The organism is Prevotella sp. AM23-5 (assembly GCF_003473645.1).
Taxonomy (GTDB): Bacteria; Bacteroidota; Bacteroidia; order Bacteroidales; family Bacteroidaceae; genus Prevotella; species Prevotella copri_A.
The window spans coordinates 1-16,761 of the sequence record NZ_QUCG01000023.1 but is presented as its reverse complement, the minus strand read 5'-3'; the positions used below and the strand labels follow the sequence as shown (position 1 = coordinate 16,761).

The window sequence follows — 16,761 nt, the reverse complement described above, 5'->3', positions numbered from 1 at the left end:
AGGAGCTTCTGCCCTTTCAGGGCGTGCTGTTTAAACCTTGCTTCTGCCCTTTACCTTTCCCTTCGGCCGGTGACCGTTGGTTCAGGGCGTGTGGAGCTTACTTGCGAAATTAGAACAAGAAAATAATGAAGTATATAATTTTTGATTTTGATGGAACCATCGGCGATTCGCAGAGCTTGATTGTGAAGACCTTGCAGGATACGATGCGGGCAAGAAAACTGGAAGTGAAATCGGATGAGGCTTGTGCCAAGACCATCGGTTTAAGACTGGATGAGGCCTTCGTCTCGCTCTTCGGAATGAGTGCTGAGGAAGGAATGGAATGTGCGGCAACCTATCGCGAAATCTTCCTGGATAACAAGAAGACGATGATCGTGCAGCCCTTCCCTCATGTAATAGATACCCTGAGAGAATTACATCGCCAGGGTTTTATTATGGGAATGGCTAGCAGCCGCAACCATTGCTCGCTGGATGGATACGTGAAGCAGATGCAGCTGGAGAATATCTTCTCTTCCATTGTGGCAGGCGATGATGTGGAGCACGTGAAGCCGGCATCCGATATGGTCTTCAAGGCTTTGGGAGAGATGCTGGGAATGAAGAATCCCGGAGTTTCAGCAGAAGATGTTCTGAATCCCGTAACTTCAGTAGAAGCTGAAAAATTCAAGGATGTTCTGGCTGAAACCCTCGTAGTAGGCGATATGAACTTTGATGTGGATATGGCTCACCATGCCGGTTGCAAGGCCTGTGCCGTAACCTATGGAAACGGAACCCGAGAGCAGTTGGCTTCTGCCGAATTTATCATTGATGATTTTGCAGAACTCCTGGAACTGGTCTGAGATTAATTCTAACTGTACAGTTGAAACGCCCTGAAAGGGCAGAAGCTCCTAGCCCAGGGCATTGCCCTGGGTAATTATGAACACAAACCCGTCGCCCTGTAAGGGCAAAAGCTTTAAAATACTGGCAATGTACACAGCTTTTACCCTTACAGTGCGTCTTATTGATTGCTACTATACCCAGGGCGATGCCCTGGGCTAGGAGCTTCTGCCCTTTCAGGGCGTGTGGAGCTTATATGCGAAACTTGAGTAGAATTACAGTTGTATTTACATTTGCGTTTGTATTTACATTTGTATTTACACAGAATAGGTGACTATTCCTCCATCAACTTGCGATAGCGACCCTTCTTGATTTCTGTATCGCCCAGGCGGCGCGCCTTGTTGATTTCGTACTCAGAATAGCTGCCCTCGAAGAAGAAGACCTCACCATTGCCCTCGAAGGCAAGAATGTGGGTACAGATTCGGTCGAGGAACCAGCGGTCGTGGCTGATAACCACAGCACAACCGGCAAATGCTTCCAAACCTTCCTCCAAGGCACGCAGCGTGTTTACGTCGATATCGTTGGTAGGCTCATCGAGAAGCAGTACATTACCCTCCTGCTTCAATGCCAAAGCCAACTGCAGGCGGTTGCGCTCACCACCCGAGAGTACGCTGCAGAGCTTGCTCTGGTCGGTGCCCGAGAAATTGAAACGGCTGATGTAAGCACGTGCATTCACGTCTCTGCCACCCAGACGCAAGGTTTCGTTGCCCTGAGAAATCACCTCGTAAACGGTCTTCTGAGGGTCGATGTCCTTGTGCTGCTGGTCAACATAAGCCAGCTTCACGGTCTCACCCACCTCGAATGTTCCGCCATCAGCCTGCTCCAAGCCCATAATGAGGCGGAAGAGGGTAGTCTTGCCGGCTCCGTTAGGACCAATCACACCTACGATGCCGTTAGGAGGAAGCATGAAGTTGAGGTCGTTGAAGAGAACCTTCTCGCCAAATGCCTTCTTCACATGCTGAGCCTCGATAACCTTGTTGCCCAGACGAGGACCGTTAGGGATGAAGATTTCCAGCTTCTCCTCGCGCTCCTTCTGCTCCTGGTTGAGCATCTGCTCGTAAGAGTTCAGACGAGCCTTACCCTTAGCCTGACGGGCCTTAGGTGCCATGCGAACCCATTCCAACTCGCGCTCCAATGTCTTGCGGCGCTTAGAGGCAGTCTTCTCCTCCTGAATCATTCGCTTGGTCTTCTGGTCGAGCCATGAAGAGTAGTTGCCCTTCCATGGAATACCCTCGCCACGGTCCAACTCCAGAATCCACTCGCTCACGTCGTCGAGGAAGTAGCGGTCGTGGGTAACGGCGATGACGGTACCCTCATACTGCTGCAGGTGCTGCTCCAGCCAGTCGATGCTCTCAGCATCCAGGTGGTTGGTAGGCTCATCGAGCAGGAGTACATCCGGCTTCTGCAGGAGCAGGCGGCAGAGAGCCACACGGCGGCGCTCACCACCCGAGAGATTGGTAACAGGCCAATCACCAGGAGGACAATGCAGGGCAGCCATCGCACGCTCCAGCTTGGAGTCGATGTTCCAGGCATCGGTTGCATCAATGATATCCTGCACCTCTGCCTGGCGCTGCATCAGCTTGTCCATCTTATCTGGGTCTCCGTAATATTCTTCGAGACCGAACTTATTGTTGATGTCCTCGTATTCAGCGAGTGCATCATAGATTTTCTGCACACCCTCCATCACGTTTTCCTTCACGGTCTTGTTCTCGTCGAGCGGAGGATCCTGAGGCAAGTAGCCCACAGAGTAGCCTGGGCTCCAAACCACCTCACCCTGGGTAGGTTGCTCAAGTCCTGCGATGATTTTCATCAACGTAGATTTACCGGCACCGTTCAAACCGATGATACCGATTTTTGCTCCGTAGAAGAACGATAGGTAGATGTTCTTCAGAATTTGCTTCTGGTTTTGTGGGATAATCTTAGATACGCCCACCATTGAGAAGATGATCTTCTTGTCGTCAACTGTTGCCATATATATTATTAAATAATGTGTATTTGTGAATAAATAGAGTAAATTGCCGAAATTGGCACTAACAGTTGCAAAGATACATTATTTTTTTGAAATTCTCGCCTTTCTTTCCAAGAAAAGTTGTATATTTGCAATTAAATGATTTTTTGTTGATTAATTAAAGAAAGGACAATAATATGGATGCAACTTATATTGACCTGACCATTCGCCTTTCTCTCGCCCTGCTTTTGGGCGGAGCGATAGGCATTGAGCGAGAATATCGTGCCAAGGAGGCAGGTTTCCGCACCCACTTCCTGGTGGCATTGGGAAGTGCGCTTTTCTGTGTGGTTTCGCAGTATGGATTCGGAGTGGATCTGAAGGATTCCTCGCGTGTGGCGGCGCAGGTGGTTTCGGGCATCGGATTCCTGGGCGCCGGTACCATCATCTTCCAGAAGAATGTGGTGCGTGGTCTTACTACGGCGGCTGGCTTGTGGGTGACGGCGGCCATCGGATTGGCGTGCGGTACGGGAATGTATGTTGCGGCGGCTCTTACCACGGTGATGGTGCTGCTTGGACTGGAGGTGCTGAACTATTGGATTCCGCCATTGGGAACCACTACCGTTGAGCTGAATTTCTCTGCCCCGTCTCGTGAGAGCGTGAAGGAATTCATCAGTCAAATCAAGCAGAAGGGAATGGAGGTGCATTCCTACGAACTGAAAGAGCGCCGGTTATCCAAGGAGGAATTCCTGGAGGCGAATATCGAAGTGAAGGCGAAGAAGGATTTCCATACCCTGGAGATTCTTGACCTGATGAACGATTTCTCGGATGTCACGATTTCTGCGATAAAATAGAGCTTTTGCCCTTACAGGGCGCCTTGCTGATTGCCATTATACCCAGGGCGCTGCCCTGGGCTAGGAGCTTTTGGGCCTTCAGCCCGTACTTGAACCACATGCGAAACTTCAGTAAAATATAAAGAAAAAAGGAGTTAAGATGATGGTCTTAACTCCTTTTTTCTTTATATACTGTAAAATCTTATCGTCTTTATTATGCTTGGAAGATCCTCGCCAGATAGTCGTAGTGTTCGCCTTCTGCCACGAGTTCACCATATAGGCCGCAGGTTTCGGCGATGGATTTCAGTAATGGGAAATCCACGTAGAGCCAGTCGAAGCGGTCGCCCTTTACATCCTTGTAGATCATCTGATAATCTACTTCTCCGTAATAGGCTCCATTCAGATTGATGTCGAAACTTCCATCCTCATTCTCGTAGATGTATTTCAGGTCGGAGGAATCGATGAGAATCTGACCGCCCGGATTCAGCAACGCCTTCAGGCGCTGGAAGAGGGCTGGGAGATGTTCTATCTTTCCGGCAATTCCCGTTCCGTTCATCAGGAGGAGAATCGTATCGAAACCGCCTTCAAACTGCTCCTGATTCTCTCCGGAATGATTTCCACTGCTCAGATGTGGGTCGAAGAGATTGATGCATTCCGCATCCTTCACTCCTCTCAACTTCATTGCTTCGCAACTCAAGGGCGAAATATCTATCGCCTTCACCGTAAAGCCCTTCTCTTGCAGGGCGAGCGTATGGCAACCGCTGCCGGCTCCAATATCCAGCACCCGTCCCTTGGCTAGCTGCAATGCCTTCTGCTCCAGCACCGGCATTTCCGGGACGCTTCTGAAGAGATGGGTTACTGGCATTTCGTCTTCCTCGAACATCGAAGAGAGCACTCTCAGTCGGGCTGCCTTCCCCTGCTTCTGGAAGTCGAGAATAGCTGCGCCCATCGGGTCTTTATCTGCTGATAATATTTCTGTATTCATTCTTCTTTCTATCTGTTTTATCTTAAGTTTCTTGAATTCTTCTGCAAAAATACAATAAAGTTTTGATAAAACAGATATATTTCTGAAAAAACTGATCAGATTTTTACTCGTATCTGATTGCCTCGATAGGGTCGAGTCTTGCAGCCTTCTTTGCCGGATACCATCCGAAGAACACCCCCGTAAAGGTACAGACGGCGAAACTCATGATGATGCTCCAAGGCTCTATCTGAGTGGCTATGTGCAGGAAGGCATTCAGACTCAGCGACAGACTCACTCCCAATATCACTCCGATGATTCCACCGGTTACTGAGAGCAGAATCGCCTCGATGAGAAACTGGTTCAGAATGTCAATTCCCCTGGCTCCCACACTCATTCGAAGACCGATTTCACGGGTTCGCTCGGTAACGGAAACGTACATGATGTTCATGATTCCAATACCGCCCACCAGCAGGGAGATTCCTGCCACACTACCCAGAAGGATGGTGATGGTGGACATGGTGGAATTCATCATGCTGGAGATTTCCTCCTGCGAACGGATGTTGAAATTATCCTCATCAGCCTCGGTGGTGGCAGTAGCGTCTTTCAGCTTATGGTTGCGGCGGAGGATTTCCGAAATCTGATCCTGAGCCGGCTGGGATGCTTCCTCGGTAATGGCAGAACATACGATTCCGCCCAGATAGGTCTGTGCCAGGATTCGCTTCATCACGGTGGTGTATGGGGCGAGCACGAGGTCATCCTGGTCCATTCCCATGGAGTTGTAACCCTTCTTCTGGAGCACTCCTACCACACGGAAAGGGATGCTGTTGAAACGTACTACCTTGCCGATCGGGTCGCTGCCGTCGGGAAAAAGATAATCCACTACGGTCTGACCCAGGATGCAGACCTTGGCTGCTGCCTTGATGTCTGTATCGGTAAACATTTCTCCATCTGCCACCTTCAGCTGGCGGATGCTCAGGTAGTCCTGGTTCACGCCATAAATGGAACTCTGCGTATTGTTGTTGCCGTAGATCCACTGTCCCGAACTGTTTACGGTAGGCGAAATGGCACTGATGTAATTACAATCCTCCTTGATGCTCTGGTAGTCTGCCTGCTTCAGGGTCTCCATCGAGGAAGCATCCTGTCGCACGCCGCCTCTCATGTCGGCACCCGGCGAAATCATAATCATATTGCTACCCATCTCGGCGATGTTCGCCTTGATGCTCGCCTTACTTCCCTGTCCGATGGCAAGCATCGTAATCACGGCTGCAATACCGATGATGATGCCCAGGGCTGTGAGGAAGGAGCGCATCTTGTTGGCTGCTATCGCTCGAAGGGCTATCTTTAAAAGATTCTGATAATTCATATTCTATACTGTTATTCGTCCGTATTGGCTGGCAGGGCGGCAAGGCCTTCTGCTGCCGAAAGGATGTGGTCATTATAGGTATCGCTGATGATGTGTCCGTCGCGCAATTCGATGTTGCGGCTGGAATATTTGGCGATATCCGGGTTGTGGGTTACGAAGATGATGGTTCTGCCCTCAGCGTAGAGCTTCTGGAAAAGGACAAGAATCTCGAAACTGGTTCTCGTGTCCAGGTTACCCGTTGCCTCGTCGGCGAGAATCACGGCAGGATTGTTCACCAGTGCACGGGCGATGGCAACACGCTGCATCTGTCCACCCGACATCTGATTGCTCTTATGATAGAGTCTCTCGCCCAGTCCTACAGCCTTCAGAGCTTCGATGGCACGCTGCTTGCGCTCTTCTGCGCTGATGGCAGGATTGTACATCAGCGGCAGCTCTACATTCTCCACACTCGTGGTCTTTGGCAGGAGATTGTAGTTCTGGAAGATGAAGCCAATCTTGCGGTTGCGCAGGATGGCTCTGTCGTTGCGGCTCATCTTGCGCACGCTCACGCCATCCAGGTAATATTCGCCCTTGGAAGGGGTGTCGAGGCAGCCCAGCTGGTTGAGCAGGGTGGATTTGCCGGAACCCGACTTACCCATAATGGTAACGAACTCGCCCTCGTAGATCTTGAAGCTTACGCCTTTCAGAGCGTGGACGGTTTCATCACCCACAAGAAAGTCGCGGCGCACGTTGTCGAGCTCTATCACCACCTTCTTGTTCTCGTTGTTATTTGATGTTTCAGACATAATGATTCTTTTTTACTTCTCCCCTTACTTCTTCTTTCCTCTAGGACCCGGACCGCTGATCAGTCCCTGGCTCTGCTGTGGAGCGTCCTCTTCTTCCGGAACATTCACCACGATTTCCGTAACAATCTTATCGCCCTGCTTCAATCCCTTGGTGATTTCTGTATTGATTCCATCACTCTGACCGATGGTTACAGGATGAGCGGTGAGGGTGTTGCCATTCAATGCCCAGACCTTGTTCTTGCCCTTGCAATCCACAATCTTCATATCCTTGCCCACGGTTTCCTTGGTAGGGGTAAAGCGGAGAGCCTTGTTGGCTACGGCGAGCACGCCGCTGCGCTCCTGGGTGTAGATGGTAACATTGGCTGTAAGCCCCGGTTTCAATTTCAAATCAGCATTTGGAGCAGAAATCACTACCTCGTAAGTTACTACGTTATTGGTAGTTGTAGCTTCCAGACGCACCTGCTTCACGGTTCCCTCGAAGGTATCATCCGGATAGGCATCTACGGTGAAAGTTACTCGGTCGCCCTCCTTTACATTGCCGATATCAGCCTCGTCCACATTGGCTACTACCTGCATATTGGTCAGGTCCTTGGCGATGGTGAAAAGCTCTGGGGTGTTGAAGCTTGCCGCTACGGTCTGACCTTCCTCTACGCTCTTCGAAATCACGGTTCCGTCGATAGGAGAGGTGATGGTGGCGTAGCCGAGGTTGGTCTGTGCTCTCTGCACGTTTTCCTTAGAAGAGGCAACCTGCTCCTTCGCCTGGCGATAGGTGAGGAGGGCATTCTCGTATTCATCGGCGCTGACAAGTCCTTTTTTGTAAAGGGTTTTGTAGCGCTCCATATTGGCTGCCTGATAGTTCAGACTGCTCTGTGCGCTGGCTAGGTTTGCCTTCGCGGTATTCAGTTCGCTCAAGAGATTGGTCTTGTCGAGTTCTGCGATGACCTGTCCCTTCTTTACCTGGGAGTTGTAGTCCACATAGAGTTTGTTGACAATACCACTCACCTGTGTACCTACGGTTACTGAGGTTACAGCCTCGATAGTACCCGTAGCGGTTACGCTGTTCTGCAAGGTTTTCAGCGCCACCTTTTCCTCCTTGAAGTTAATATCTTCCTCCTTTTTTCCGCCCGACATCGCCCATGCCGCCACGGCAACGATTACTATCACCACGACAGCAATCCAGATTTTGCTAATTCTCAACTTTTTCATTTTTTATAATCAGATTAATTTAATTCGAAATAATAAAACTTTTTCTTTTCTTCATCGGAACACGCTGAGTTAACGGAACATTCTTGCTCCTCGGATTACGCACGGAATTAAAACGGATTTGGCCTTACGGCCATTGGGCTAGCGCCGTAGCGTTCCAACTTTAGGGGGTATCGCCACGACCGTAAGGTCGAGTTTCCGTTTAAAATCCGTGCGTAATCCGAGGAAGGCGGTTTAGGTTCCGTTTATTCCGCGTAATCCGATGAATAATGACACACCCTCTTAATTAAATATGTCCTTCCTTATAGAATTTCAACATATTGATGTTGAGGATGGCGAGGTATTTCGCCTGAAGCTCGTTCTGCTTCGCTTTGAGCAGGTTATCCTTTCCTGTTCTTAGCTCAACGATATTCTTCAATCCCAGCTTAAACTGCTCGCTCAGCAGATTGTAACTGGTCTGGGCACTCTCGCTGCTAACCTTTGCCGCCTTAAACTGGCTTTGGTTGGTGGTAGCCTGCAACCAGTAGTTCTCAATGGTAGAGTAGAGCTGGGTCTGCTGGTTCTTCAGGTCGAGCTGGATGCTTTCGCGCTGAATCAATGCCTTGTTCACCTGAGTCTTGGTAGAACGGTTTTCAAAGAGAGGGATGCTCACTCCTACGCCGCCTCCAACGCTGAAGTTGGTCTTCAACTGCTTGGCAAGACCATTGTTGTTCATGGAAGTATTGCTGGTAGAAATACCTGCGTTAGCGCTGATGGTAGGCAGCTTGCCCGCCTTCGCAATCTTGATGTTCAAGTCGTTCTGAGCCAACTGATTCTTGATGGTCTTGAACTCCGGACGGTTTTCGAGAGCCGCAGCATAGACTCCGTTCATTGCCGGAACAGCCACGAGTGCCATTTCATCGGTGGTATTCGGAATCTCGATGTCAAACGCCTCATCGCTTGTAATCTGAAGCAGTTCCTTCAACTGTCGCTTATAGTTCTTCACATTGCTTTCAGCCTGCACGATGTTGAATTCATCCTGAGCTCTCTGAGCGGTGAGCTGAGCCAGATCAGCCTGACTCATCTTGCCTATCTTCACCATCTCCTTGCCACGCTCTTCGTTCTGCTGGCTCGAGAGATAGCTCTCCTTGTTCACCTGGATAGCCTCTGTAGAGTAGAGGATCTGCACGTAGAGCTGTGCAATCTGTTCCTGCAGCTTGATGGCCTGAGTAGCCGAATCGAGCTGTGCAGCCTCGGCAGAGAGCTGGTTCAGTTTTACCTGATTATGGTTTTTGTTTCCATTCCAGATGGTATAGTTACCCATCACGGAGTAGTTTCCGTTGTAATACACCTTGTCGATGCTGGCTCTTGAGAAACCGTCACCGCTGATACCGCTAGCCACCCAAGGAGTATAGTTCACGCTTTGGTTGGTGCTGGCGCTGAGCGACGGAAGCAGAGCAGCTTTCGACTGCAAATAATCTTCTTGGGCGCTTGCCTTGGTGAGTTGCGTCTTCTGAAGAGCGATGTTGTTGGCAAGCGCATAGTCGATACAGTCTTTCAGCGACCATTGTTTTGCCTGCGTAGCCAATGGTGCCGCTACAAGAAGCAGAGCTGCCATTGCGTTTTTTACTTTTCCGTTCATAATCTTCTTCTATTTTCTTTTTATCCCGTTTTATTTATTTCAGAAAGATATTAATCTGATTGCATTTAGACGGAAAAGTTTAGCATAAAGTTTCAATTTTAACAATCCTTGTGATTTTTGTGAAAAAATGGAAAGGGAGGGGGAAAGAAAAAGAGTGTGTGTCATAAGTCCTTATAATGGCAGCAAAGGACGGGCTGAAAGCCCAAAAGCCCCTAGCCCAGGGCGTATTGGATGTGACTTATGACACGCCCTCTTTGATTCTGTGGTTATCTAGTATCCGTTAGGCGTCCTGCCGGATTTGCAATCCGGCATCAAAAAATGACCTAACCTTTTATACTCTGCGGATTTGCAATCCGCATCAATCACCTTATTTATTTGCTATTTCTGATGATTTCCTCAGCCTTATCCTTTTCGCTGTCAAAGCTGAATACTTTATAGATGAGGCCTGTATTCTGAAGATCCACGATATGTGGCGCCATCATTTTGAGCGCTTTCAGCTGTTCGTCGTCGAAAGGGAATATCTTCATGATGCGGACCACCTGGGCGCAGGAATAATAGCAGCCGAGGCTTGCCACTTCTATCAGGTCGAACTTGTTGTCGTCGAAGCTTGCTTTCTTCACCTTATTATATAGTTTGGAGAAGGAAGCATCATCGAGGCTGTAGCCGTAATCCATTCTGCCATCGGGATCACATCTTCCATCGTAGAGGGGTGGAGTAGGGTGTTGTGGTTGCTGTACATTTGATGTCTTGCTGTTGGGTTCTATGATTCTTGTATCGTACTGCACAACCTTTCCGTTTCTGTCGAAGAAGACCGTGATGTACTTGGAATCTCCAAACAGATTATTATATTTAGCATATTCCCATTTGTCCCCATACATGTCGAAACTGGTGAGCTTAGGTTCTCCAAGAATGGCTATTACTTCCTGCTTGGTCATTCCCCGCTCCACGTTTCTTTTTCCCTTAGCCGAAGCCGAGAGGCATACGGCAAACATCAATATGGTTGTGGCGATGAGTGCCATTACTTCATTTCTTTTCATAAGCGATACTGTTTTTATAAGTTATAATCTTGAGCCCCTTTTAAAAAGAGTGCTCGGTCATTATCTTGTTTACGCCTGCAAAAGTACTACTTTCTTCCGAAAAGAAACGAGAAGGATTCCCTAAAGTAGAAGGGGGAAATCCCTATTCCTGATTAGGGTGAAAGGTTACGACCTCAAGGTGGAAAAGATACCTGCTAAAGAGCAAAGGATACCACCTCGGCATGGTACATTTGGCGAAAAGATGGTAATTTTGGTGGATTGAAAGAGCCTTATTCTGATTTTTGCCTGGCAATGGCACAATATTGCCCTCAACCAGGGCAACTTTGTGCCATTGCCAGGCATGAAACGATACGTTGGGAGAAAGGTTTCTACAAGATTATCTCTAACTTCCGACGTGTACTTCCCTGCCGCATGCAGTGGCGTTTCTGATGTAAAAAAAGCCACTTTCGTTTTTACCCTTCACTCTTCACCAAATCGTCTGAACCCCCGATAAACACTAAGGGTGTAAGAGGTGAAGAGTTGGTTGTTACTCTTCACGGTCGTAATTCTTTGTATATAAAATACTTATGCTGTATTGGTGAAGAGTGAATAGTGTTTTTGAGAGTAGCTTTCTAAAAAACGAAGAAATCCGTGGTAAGAAAGGTTTCTTGCCCACGGATTTCTTATATTTGTTATGCGATAAGCTTCCCAAAGGAAAGTTGCTGATTCTTATGCCTTGAAGCTCTCCAAGTCTTCTGCCTTGAAATTCTGGATGTATGCTGAATGGCCGAGAACTTCCTCCTCTGCCATGCGAACATATACGTTGGCACTCTTCTGGAACATCTCTGGTGCCTTGGTAGCATCGTCGAGGATGAGGAGAGACATTACGATGTCGCCAGTCATGTTGTAGAGGCGGCGAGCCAGGAAGTCGTGAACTGCCTGATCGTTAGCCTCCTTCACCTTGTTGATGGCAGCCTCGTAAAGATCTACGAGCTTGGCAACACGCTCCTTCAATGACTTCAAATCATCTGATACCTCGCTCTCCAACATCTCCTTGATGATGCTGAGATAAGTACCGTTGGTGATGTAGCGGATGGCTGCAACAACCTGAAGCTGGGTAGTTCCCTCGTAGATAGAGAAGATGCGGGCGTCACGGAACAGACGCTGGCACTTGTACTCCATGATGAAACCAGAACCACCGTGGATGCTGATGGCATCGTATGCATTCTGGTTAGCATACTCTGAGTTCATACCCTTTGCCAATGGTGTGAATGCATCAGCCAGGCGGGTGTATTTCTTCATCTCCTGACGCTCCTCTGGAGTGAGCTTAGTGTCGCGGGCGATGTCTTCCAAAGCCTTGTAGATATCTACGTAGCGAGCGCAGCAGTAAAGGAGTGAACGGCCTGCATCCAACTTAGCCTTCATTCTTGAAAGCATGTCGTAAACGGCTGGGAAGTTGATGATCTTCTCACCAAACTGAGCACGCTCCTTGGCATAGGCCAAGCCCTCGTTGTAAGCCTCCTGCTCAACACCTACACTCTGAGCAGCAATACCCAGACGGGCACCGTTCATCAGAGCCATCACGTACTTGATCAAACCGAGACGGGTGTTACCGCAAAGCTCAGCCTTGGCATTCTTGTAAACCAACTCGCAGGTAGGAGAACCGTGAATACCCAACTTGTGCTCGATGTGACGAACGGTTACGCCGCCATCACGCTTGTCGTAGATGAACATAGAAAGACCACGACCGTCCTTGGTACCTTCCTCTGAACGAGCCAGAACCAGGTGGATGTCTGAGTCACCATTGGTGATGAAACGCTTCACACCATTCAGACGCCATGTGCCGTCCTCATCCTGTGTAGCCTTCAGCATCACGCGCTGCAAGTCGGAACCTGCATCAGGCTCAGTCAAGTCCATACTCATGGTTTCGCCTGCGCAGATGCGAGGAATGTACTTCTGGCGCTGCTCCTCAGAACCGAACTCATAGAGCGTATCGATACAGCTCTGGAGAGACCAGATGTTCTGGAAACCTGCATCAGCAGCAGCGATGATCTCTGAAGCCATAGAGAAGATGGCGTTAGGCAAGTTCAAGCCGCCGTAACGACGAGGCATAGACAAGCCCCAGAGGCCAGCCTTGCGGGTAGCATCGAGGTTCTCGAATGTCTTGCTGGCATAAATCATGCGGCCGTTCTCCAGGTGTGGACCTTCGAGGTCAACATCCTCAGAGTTTGGTTCGATGATGTTAGCAGCTACATCGCCGGTAATATCCAGCAATCGCTTGTAGTTCTCGATGGCATCCTCGTAGTTGACAGGAGCATCTTCAAACTGGTCTTTTTCTGCGTAATTTCTTTCCTTCAGGTCCACAACACGCTTCATGAGCGGATGATTCAAGTGGAACTCTATTTCAGGATGGTCTGTATAATAATTAGCCATTTTGCTTTTCTTATTTAAATAATGTGTAATGCAGATTACTTTGAATTCTGCTTGTAGTACTTGATGAGCTTAGGAACCACATCCTCTACATTACCGTTGATAACGTAGTCGGCAATCTTGTTGATTGGAGCATCAGGATCGTTGTTCACAGAGATGATGATACCTGAATCCTGCATACCGGCGATGTGCTGAATCTGACCAGAGATTCCGCAGGCGATATAAACCTTAGGATGAACGGTAACACCAGTCTGACCAATCTGACGGTCGTGATCTACCCAGCCTGCATCTACGGCAGCACGGGAAGCACCTACCTCACCATGGAGGAGATGAGCCAACTCGAAGAGCTGGTCGAAGCCTTCCTTGCTTCCTACGCCATAACCGCCGGCTACAACGATGGCAGAACCCTTCAGATTGTGCTTGGCAGCCTCTACGTGGTGGTCGAGTACCTTTACTACAAAGTCTTCAGCAGGAACATACTTGCTTACCTCTGGATAAACGACTTCCTTCTTGCACTCACCCTCGTAGATGCTCTTCTGCATTACGCCGGAGCGGACTGTAGCCATCTGAGGACGGTGCTCTGGGTTTACGATAGTAGCCACGATGTTACCACCGAAGGCAGGACGAATCTGATAGAGCAGACCCTCATAGTGCTTGCCGCTCTTCTTGTCGTCGTAATCACCGATTTCAAGCTCTGTACAGTCGGCGGTAAGACCGCTGGTCAATGAAGAAGAAACACGAGGACCGAGGTCGCGACCGATAACGGTAGCACCCATCAATGCAATCTGAGGCTTCTCCTCCTTGAAGAGGTTGACGAGAATGTCGGTATGTGGAGCTGAAGTGTATGGGAACAATCCCTCAGCATCGAAAACAAATAATTTATCTACACCATAAGGGAGAATCTGATCCTCTACCTGACCCTTGATGCTAGTACCAGCCACGATGGCATGGAGCTCCACGCCCTGCTGGTTAGCGAGCTTACGACCCTTGGTGAGCAATTCCTGAGATACTTCGGCAACGGTTGTGCCTTCTACCTCGCAATATACAAATACGTTGTTCATTGTCTTTTCTAATAAAGCATTTTTAAATGAATCGGAATCTGAATCATCCTTCGATGATTATCCGATAATACTTTCGTCCAACAATTCCTTCATCAGTCCGTCGATGTCCTCATCGCTGCTGGTCAAGGTCTTGCTCTCCTTTGCCTGGAACACGATGTTCTTCACGGCCTTCACCTTGGTAGGTGAACCGCTCAAACCGCACTGTGCAGGGTCGCCATCTACATCGGCAACGCTCCACTGGTTCAGGGTGAGGTAAGGGCGCTCCTCATAGAGGTTGGCCCAAGGCTCATCGCCCTTGCGCTCCATAGGGCAGGTAGCGTATTTATATTTCATCACGAGCTTCACGTTGCATGGGCGACATGGAGCAGCACTTCCGTTTACGGTGATAACCAAAGGCAATGGAGCCTCTACGGTCTCAACACCACCATCGATGAGGCGGCGGATTGTAGCCTTGCCGTCTTCTACCTTGAGGATTTCCTCTGCGTAGGTAACCTGGTTCAAGCCCAGCTTCTGAGCCACCTGAGGACCTACCTGAGCAGTATCACCATCGATAGCCTGGCGACCACCGATCACGATATCCACGTCACCGATCTTCTGGATTCCGGTAGCAAGGGCATAGGAAGTAGCCAATGTATCAGCACCGGCAAAGAGACGGTCGGTGAGCAACCAACCGGTGTCTGCACCACGATAAAGACCCTGGCGGATGATTTCTCCCGCACGAGGAGGACCCATGGTCAAAATTCCAACTGTAGAACCTGGATTCTGCTCCTTGAGACGGAGAGCCTGCTCCAGCGCGTTCAAATCTTCAGGATTGAAGATAGCAGGAAGGGCAGCACGGTTTACGGTGCCCTCGGCTGTCATCGCATCCTTACCCACATTTCTTGTGTCAGGTACTTGCTTGGCAAGTACTACGATTTTTAAACTCATATTTTTAAAAATGGTTATTGTTATAATTCTCTTAAGTTGTTAGTGTTCGGAGCTCAAATCCTTGATTTGGGAGCAAACACGTCGGCAAAAGTACCATTTTTTTGTCTTTTACCCAAATATTTTAAAGAAAAAATGCACAAATGTCTTTATCTTGTGCGCAAAAAGAGACATTTGTGCAGGTTTTTCTTACTCGAAGCTTTTCAATCTTGCGATATACTTGCCGAGAATATCGAATTCTATATTCACCACGGTTCCTACTTCGATGTTGCAGAAGTTGGTGTTCTCTCGGGTGTAAGGGATGATGGCTACGGTGAAGGTGTTGTCGGTTGGCTCGCAGACGGTGAGTGAAACGCCGTTCACGGTTACGCTGCCCTTATCTACGGTGAAGTAGCCCTTGCGCGCCATCTCCTTGTTCAGTTCATATTCGAAGGTGAAGTAGGTAGAACCGTCTGCATCCTTCATGTTGATGCACTTGGCGGTTTCATCCACGTGTCCCTGTACGATATGACCATCCAGACGGCCGTTCATCACCATCGAACGCTCTACGTTCACCTTGTCGCCTACCTTGAGCAGTCCCAGATTACTGCGGTCCAGGGTTTCCTTCATGGCGGTAACGGTATACGTGCCATCTTTTATTTCCACTACGGTGAGGCAGACGCCGTTGTGCGCCACGCTCTGGTCGATGCCGAGTTCATCAACGAAAGAGCATCTCAATGTGAAGTCGATGTTCTCCTTATCATGCTTGATAGCTACTACGGTAGCCATTTCTTCTACGATTCCACTAAACATATATTCTATTTTTATTTGGTTTCATGATTATTTTAAATGCAAAGATATTGCATTAGCTTGAAGCAACCAAATTATTTAAGTTCTTTTGATAAAATAATCGAGATATATTTGTTTAATTGCCATATTTTTTATATTTTTGCACATTATAATATGTGCACATGATAAATGTGATATACATGTCTTTCCAAAACTCCACCGAATATGAAGAAGAATGAAATCCCAGTGGCGCAAAACAATGACTTCGATGGTCTTGTAGCCCATATTCAGCAAACGCAAGATGTATTGCAGAACAATGCTCGCTTAGTGATAAATCGCCACGTCACAGCCAAGGCTTGGTTGACGGGCTATTATATTGTGGAGTATGAGCAGAAGGGAGCTGATAGAGCTAAGTATGGTGAGCAACTTTTGAAGAAGTTGGCAGAGAAGTTGAAAGACAAGAAGACTTTCAGCTATAGAAGCCTAAATATTTATCGAAAGTTTTATTTGGCTTATCCTGCGTTGAATGACCAAATAAAGCATTTTGTTTTGTCTTTGCCGTCAATTGTGCAGACAGTGTCTGCACAATTCCAACTGTCTGTTCTTGTCTTCTATCATAGGATATTGAAACGCCATGTCATCATCGAATTGAAAGCGAATCGTCTGAACTATGCCGATGCCGCCCAACTCCATATGTATTTGGCTTACTATCGCAAAAACATCATGCAGCCAGATGATAACCCACCAATCGGTATTCTCCTTTGCTCGGAAGTAGGACAGGAAATGGCAGAGTACTCCTTGCTCGATTTGGACGAGAGCGTGTTTATCTCAAAATATCAACTCAACGTGCCTTCCAAGGAGCGCATGACGGAATTCTTGCGTAAGGAAAATGAGGGAATATATAATAAGGTATAGGAGCAGCAAAATTAGATAACACAGTTTAGGTAACAATAAACCTAAAATCCGCAACTATCATCC

General features: G+C 48.4%; 14 protein-coding genes. 3 read left to right on the top strand and 11 right to left on the bottom strand.

The features are described 5' to 3' along the window. The first annotated feature begins 125 nt into the window (after window positions 1-125). On the top strand, window positions 126-833 hold the full coding sequence (locus DW657_RS07425) for an HAD family hydrolase (protein WP_118311997.1): 708 nt from the start codon (window positions 126-128) through the stop codon (window positions 831-833). Window positions 834-1,144: 311 nt separating this feature from the next. On the opposite strand, the gene ettA is transcribed toward DW657_RS07425, so the two are convergent. Continuing rightward, on the bottom strand, window positions 1,145-2,842 hold the full coding sequence (gene ettA, locus DW657_RS07420; RefSeq protein ID WP_117662098.1) for an energy-dependent translational throttle protein EttA: 1,698 nt from the start codon (window positions 2,840-2,842) through the stop codon (window positions 1,145-1,147). Window positions 2,843-3,015: 173 nt separating this feature from the next. On the opposite strand from ettA, the gene DW657_RS07415 reads away from it, so the two are divergent. Then, entirely contained in the window at window positions 3,016-3,669 is a 654-nt protein-coding gene (locus tag DW657_RS07415) for an MgtC/SapB family protein (protein WP_118311996.1), read from the top strand. A 193-nt stretch (window positions 3,670-3,862) separates the two neighbouring features. On the opposite strand, the gene DW657_RS07410 is transcribed toward DW657_RS07415, so the two are convergent. From DW657_RS07410 to DW657_RS07365, 10 genes are all read right to left on the bottom strand, one after another. Continuing rightward, window positions 3,863-4,633, bottom strand: a complete 771-nt coding sequence (locus DW657_RS07410) for a bifunctional 2-polyprenyl-6-hydroxyphenol methylase/3-demethylubiquinol 3-O-methyltransferase UbiG (RefSeq protein WP_118311995.1) — start codon at window positions 4,631-4,633, stop codon at window positions 3,863-3,865. Window positions 4,634-4,736: 103 nt separating this feature from the next. Next, entirely contained in the window at window positions 4,737-5,975 is a 1,239-nt protein-coding gene (locus DW657_RS07405; protein ID WP_118311994.1) for an ABC transporter permease, read from the bottom strand. Between the two features lie 11 nt (window positions 5,976-5,986). Next, window positions 5,987-6,760, bottom strand: a complete 774-nt coding sequence (locus DW657_RS07400; protein ID WP_089545002.1) for an ABC transporter ATP-binding protein — start codon at window positions 6,758-6,760, stop codon at window positions 5,987-5,989. A 24-nt stretch (window positions 6,761-6,784) separates the two neighbouring features. Then, on the bottom strand, window positions 6,785-7,966 hold the full coding sequence (locus DW657_RS07395) for an efflux RND transporter periplasmic adaptor subunit (protein ID WP_118311993.1): 1,182 nt from the start codon (window positions 7,964-7,966) through the stop codon (window positions 6,785-6,787). A gap of 283 nt (window positions 7,967-8,249) precedes the next feature. After that, on the bottom strand, window positions 8,250-9,584 hold the full coding sequence (locus tag DW657_RS07390) for a TolC family protein (protein ID WP_118311992.1): 1,335 nt from the start codon (window positions 9,582-9,584) through the stop codon (window positions 8,250-8,252). A 371-nt stretch (window positions 9,585-9,955) separates the two neighbouring features. Continuing rightward, on the bottom strand, window positions 9,956-10,621 hold the full coding sequence (locus DW657_RS07385; RefSeq protein WP_118311991.1) for a DUF4476 domain-containing protein: 666 nt from the start codon (window positions 10,619-10,621) through the stop codon (window positions 9,956-9,958). Between the two features lie 708 nt (window positions 10,622-11,329). Continuing rightward, window positions 11,330-13,033: an acyl-CoA dehydrogenase family protein gene (locus tag DW657_RS07380; RefSeq protein WP_118311990.1), complete on the bottom strand. Its 1,704-nt coding sequence runs from the start codon at window positions 13,031-13,033 to the stop codon at window positions 11,330-11,332. A 35-nt stretch (window positions 13,034-13,068) separates the two neighbouring features. Further along, window positions 13,069-14,091, bottom strand: a complete 1,023-nt coding sequence (locus DW657_RS07375) for an electron transfer flavoprotein subunit alpha/FixB family protein (protein ID WP_118311989.1) — start codon at window positions 14,089-14,091, stop codon at window positions 13,069-13,071. 57 nt (window positions 14,092-14,148) lie between these two features. Beyond that, window positions 14,149-15,018 (bottom strand): electron transfer flavoprotein subunit beta/FixA family protein, encoded by an 870-nt coding sequence (locus tag DW657_RS07370; protein WP_117663769.1) that lies wholly within the window; start codon window positions 15,016-15,018, stop codon window positions 14,149-14,151. Between the two features lie 186 nt (window positions 15,019-15,204). Continuing rightward, the gene (locus DW657_RS07365; RefSeq protein WP_118311988.1) at window positions 15,205-15,807 is read right to left on the bottom strand and encodes a riboflavin synthase; all 603 of its coding nucleotides are present in this window, start codon (window positions 15,805-15,807) and stop codon (window positions 15,205-15,207) included. A gap of 201 nt (window positions 15,808-16,008) precedes the next feature. Here DW657_RS07365 and DW657_RS07360 point away from each other — a divergent pair, with 201 nt between their 5' ends. Then, window positions 16,009-16,698 (top strand): PDDEXK nuclease domain-containing protein, encoded by a 690-nt coding sequence (locus tag DW657_RS07360; protein ID WP_118311987.1) that lies wholly within the window; start codon window positions 16,009-16,011, stop codon window positions 16,696-16,698. Window positions 16,699-16,761: the final 63 nt, after the last annotated feature.

Bases quoted from the DNA above. Each gene is read 5' to 3' on its own strand.
- DW657_RS07425 (WP_118311997.1), top strand. From the start codon at position 126: ATGAAGTATATAATTTTTGATTTTGATGGAACCATCGGCGATTCGCAG.
- ettA (WP_117662098.1), bottom strand. From the start codon at position 2,842: ATGGCAACAGTTGACGACAAGAAGATCATCTTCTCAATGGTGGGCGTA.
- DW657_RS07415 (WP_118311996.1), top strand. From the start codon at position 3,016: ATGGATGCAACTTATATTGACCTGACCATTCGCCTTTCTCTCGCCCTG.
- DW657_RS07410 (WP_118311995.1), bottom strand. From the start codon at position 4,633: ATGAATACAGAAATATTATCAGCAGATAAAGACCCGATGGGCGCAGCT.
- DW657_RS07405 (WP_118311994.1), bottom strand. From the start codon at position 5,975: ATGAATTATCAGAATCTTTTAAAGATAGCCCTTCGAGCGATAGCAGCC.
- DW657_RS07400 (WP_089545002.1), bottom strand. From the start codon at position 6,760: ATGTCTGAAACATCAAATAACAACGAGAACAAGAAGGTGGTGATAGAG.
- DW657_RS07395 (WP_118311993.1), bottom strand. From the start codon at position 7,966: ATGAAAAAGTTGAGAATTAGCAAAATCTGGATTGCTGTCGTGGTGATA.
- DW657_RS07390 (WP_118311992.1), bottom strand. From the start codon at position 9,584: ATGAACGGAAAAGTAAAAAACGCAATGGCAGCTCTGCTTCTTGTAGCG.
- DW657_RS07385 (WP_118311991.1), bottom strand. From the start codon at position 10,621: ATGAAAAGAAATGAAGTAATGGCACTCATCGCCACAACCATATTGATG.
- DW657_RS07380 (WP_118311990.1), bottom strand. From the start codon at position 13,033: ATGGCTAATTATTATACAGACCATCCTGAAATAGAGTTCCACTTGAAT.
- DW657_RS07375 (WP_118311989.1), bottom strand. From the start codon at position 14,091: ATGAACAACGTATTTGTATATTGCGAGGTAGAAGGCACAACCGTTGCC.
- DW657_RS07370 (WP_117663769.1), bottom strand. From the start codon at position 15,018: ATGAGTTTAAAAATCGTAGTACTTGCCAAGCAAGTACCTGACACAAGA.
- DW657_RS07365 (WP_118311988.1), bottom strand. From the start codon at position 15,807: ATGTTTAGTGGAATCGTAGAAGAAATGGCTACCGTAGTAGCTATCAAG.
- DW657_RS07360 (WP_118311987.1), top strand. From the start codon at position 16,009: ATGAAGAAGAATGAAATCCCAGTGGCGCAAAACAATGACTTCGATGGT.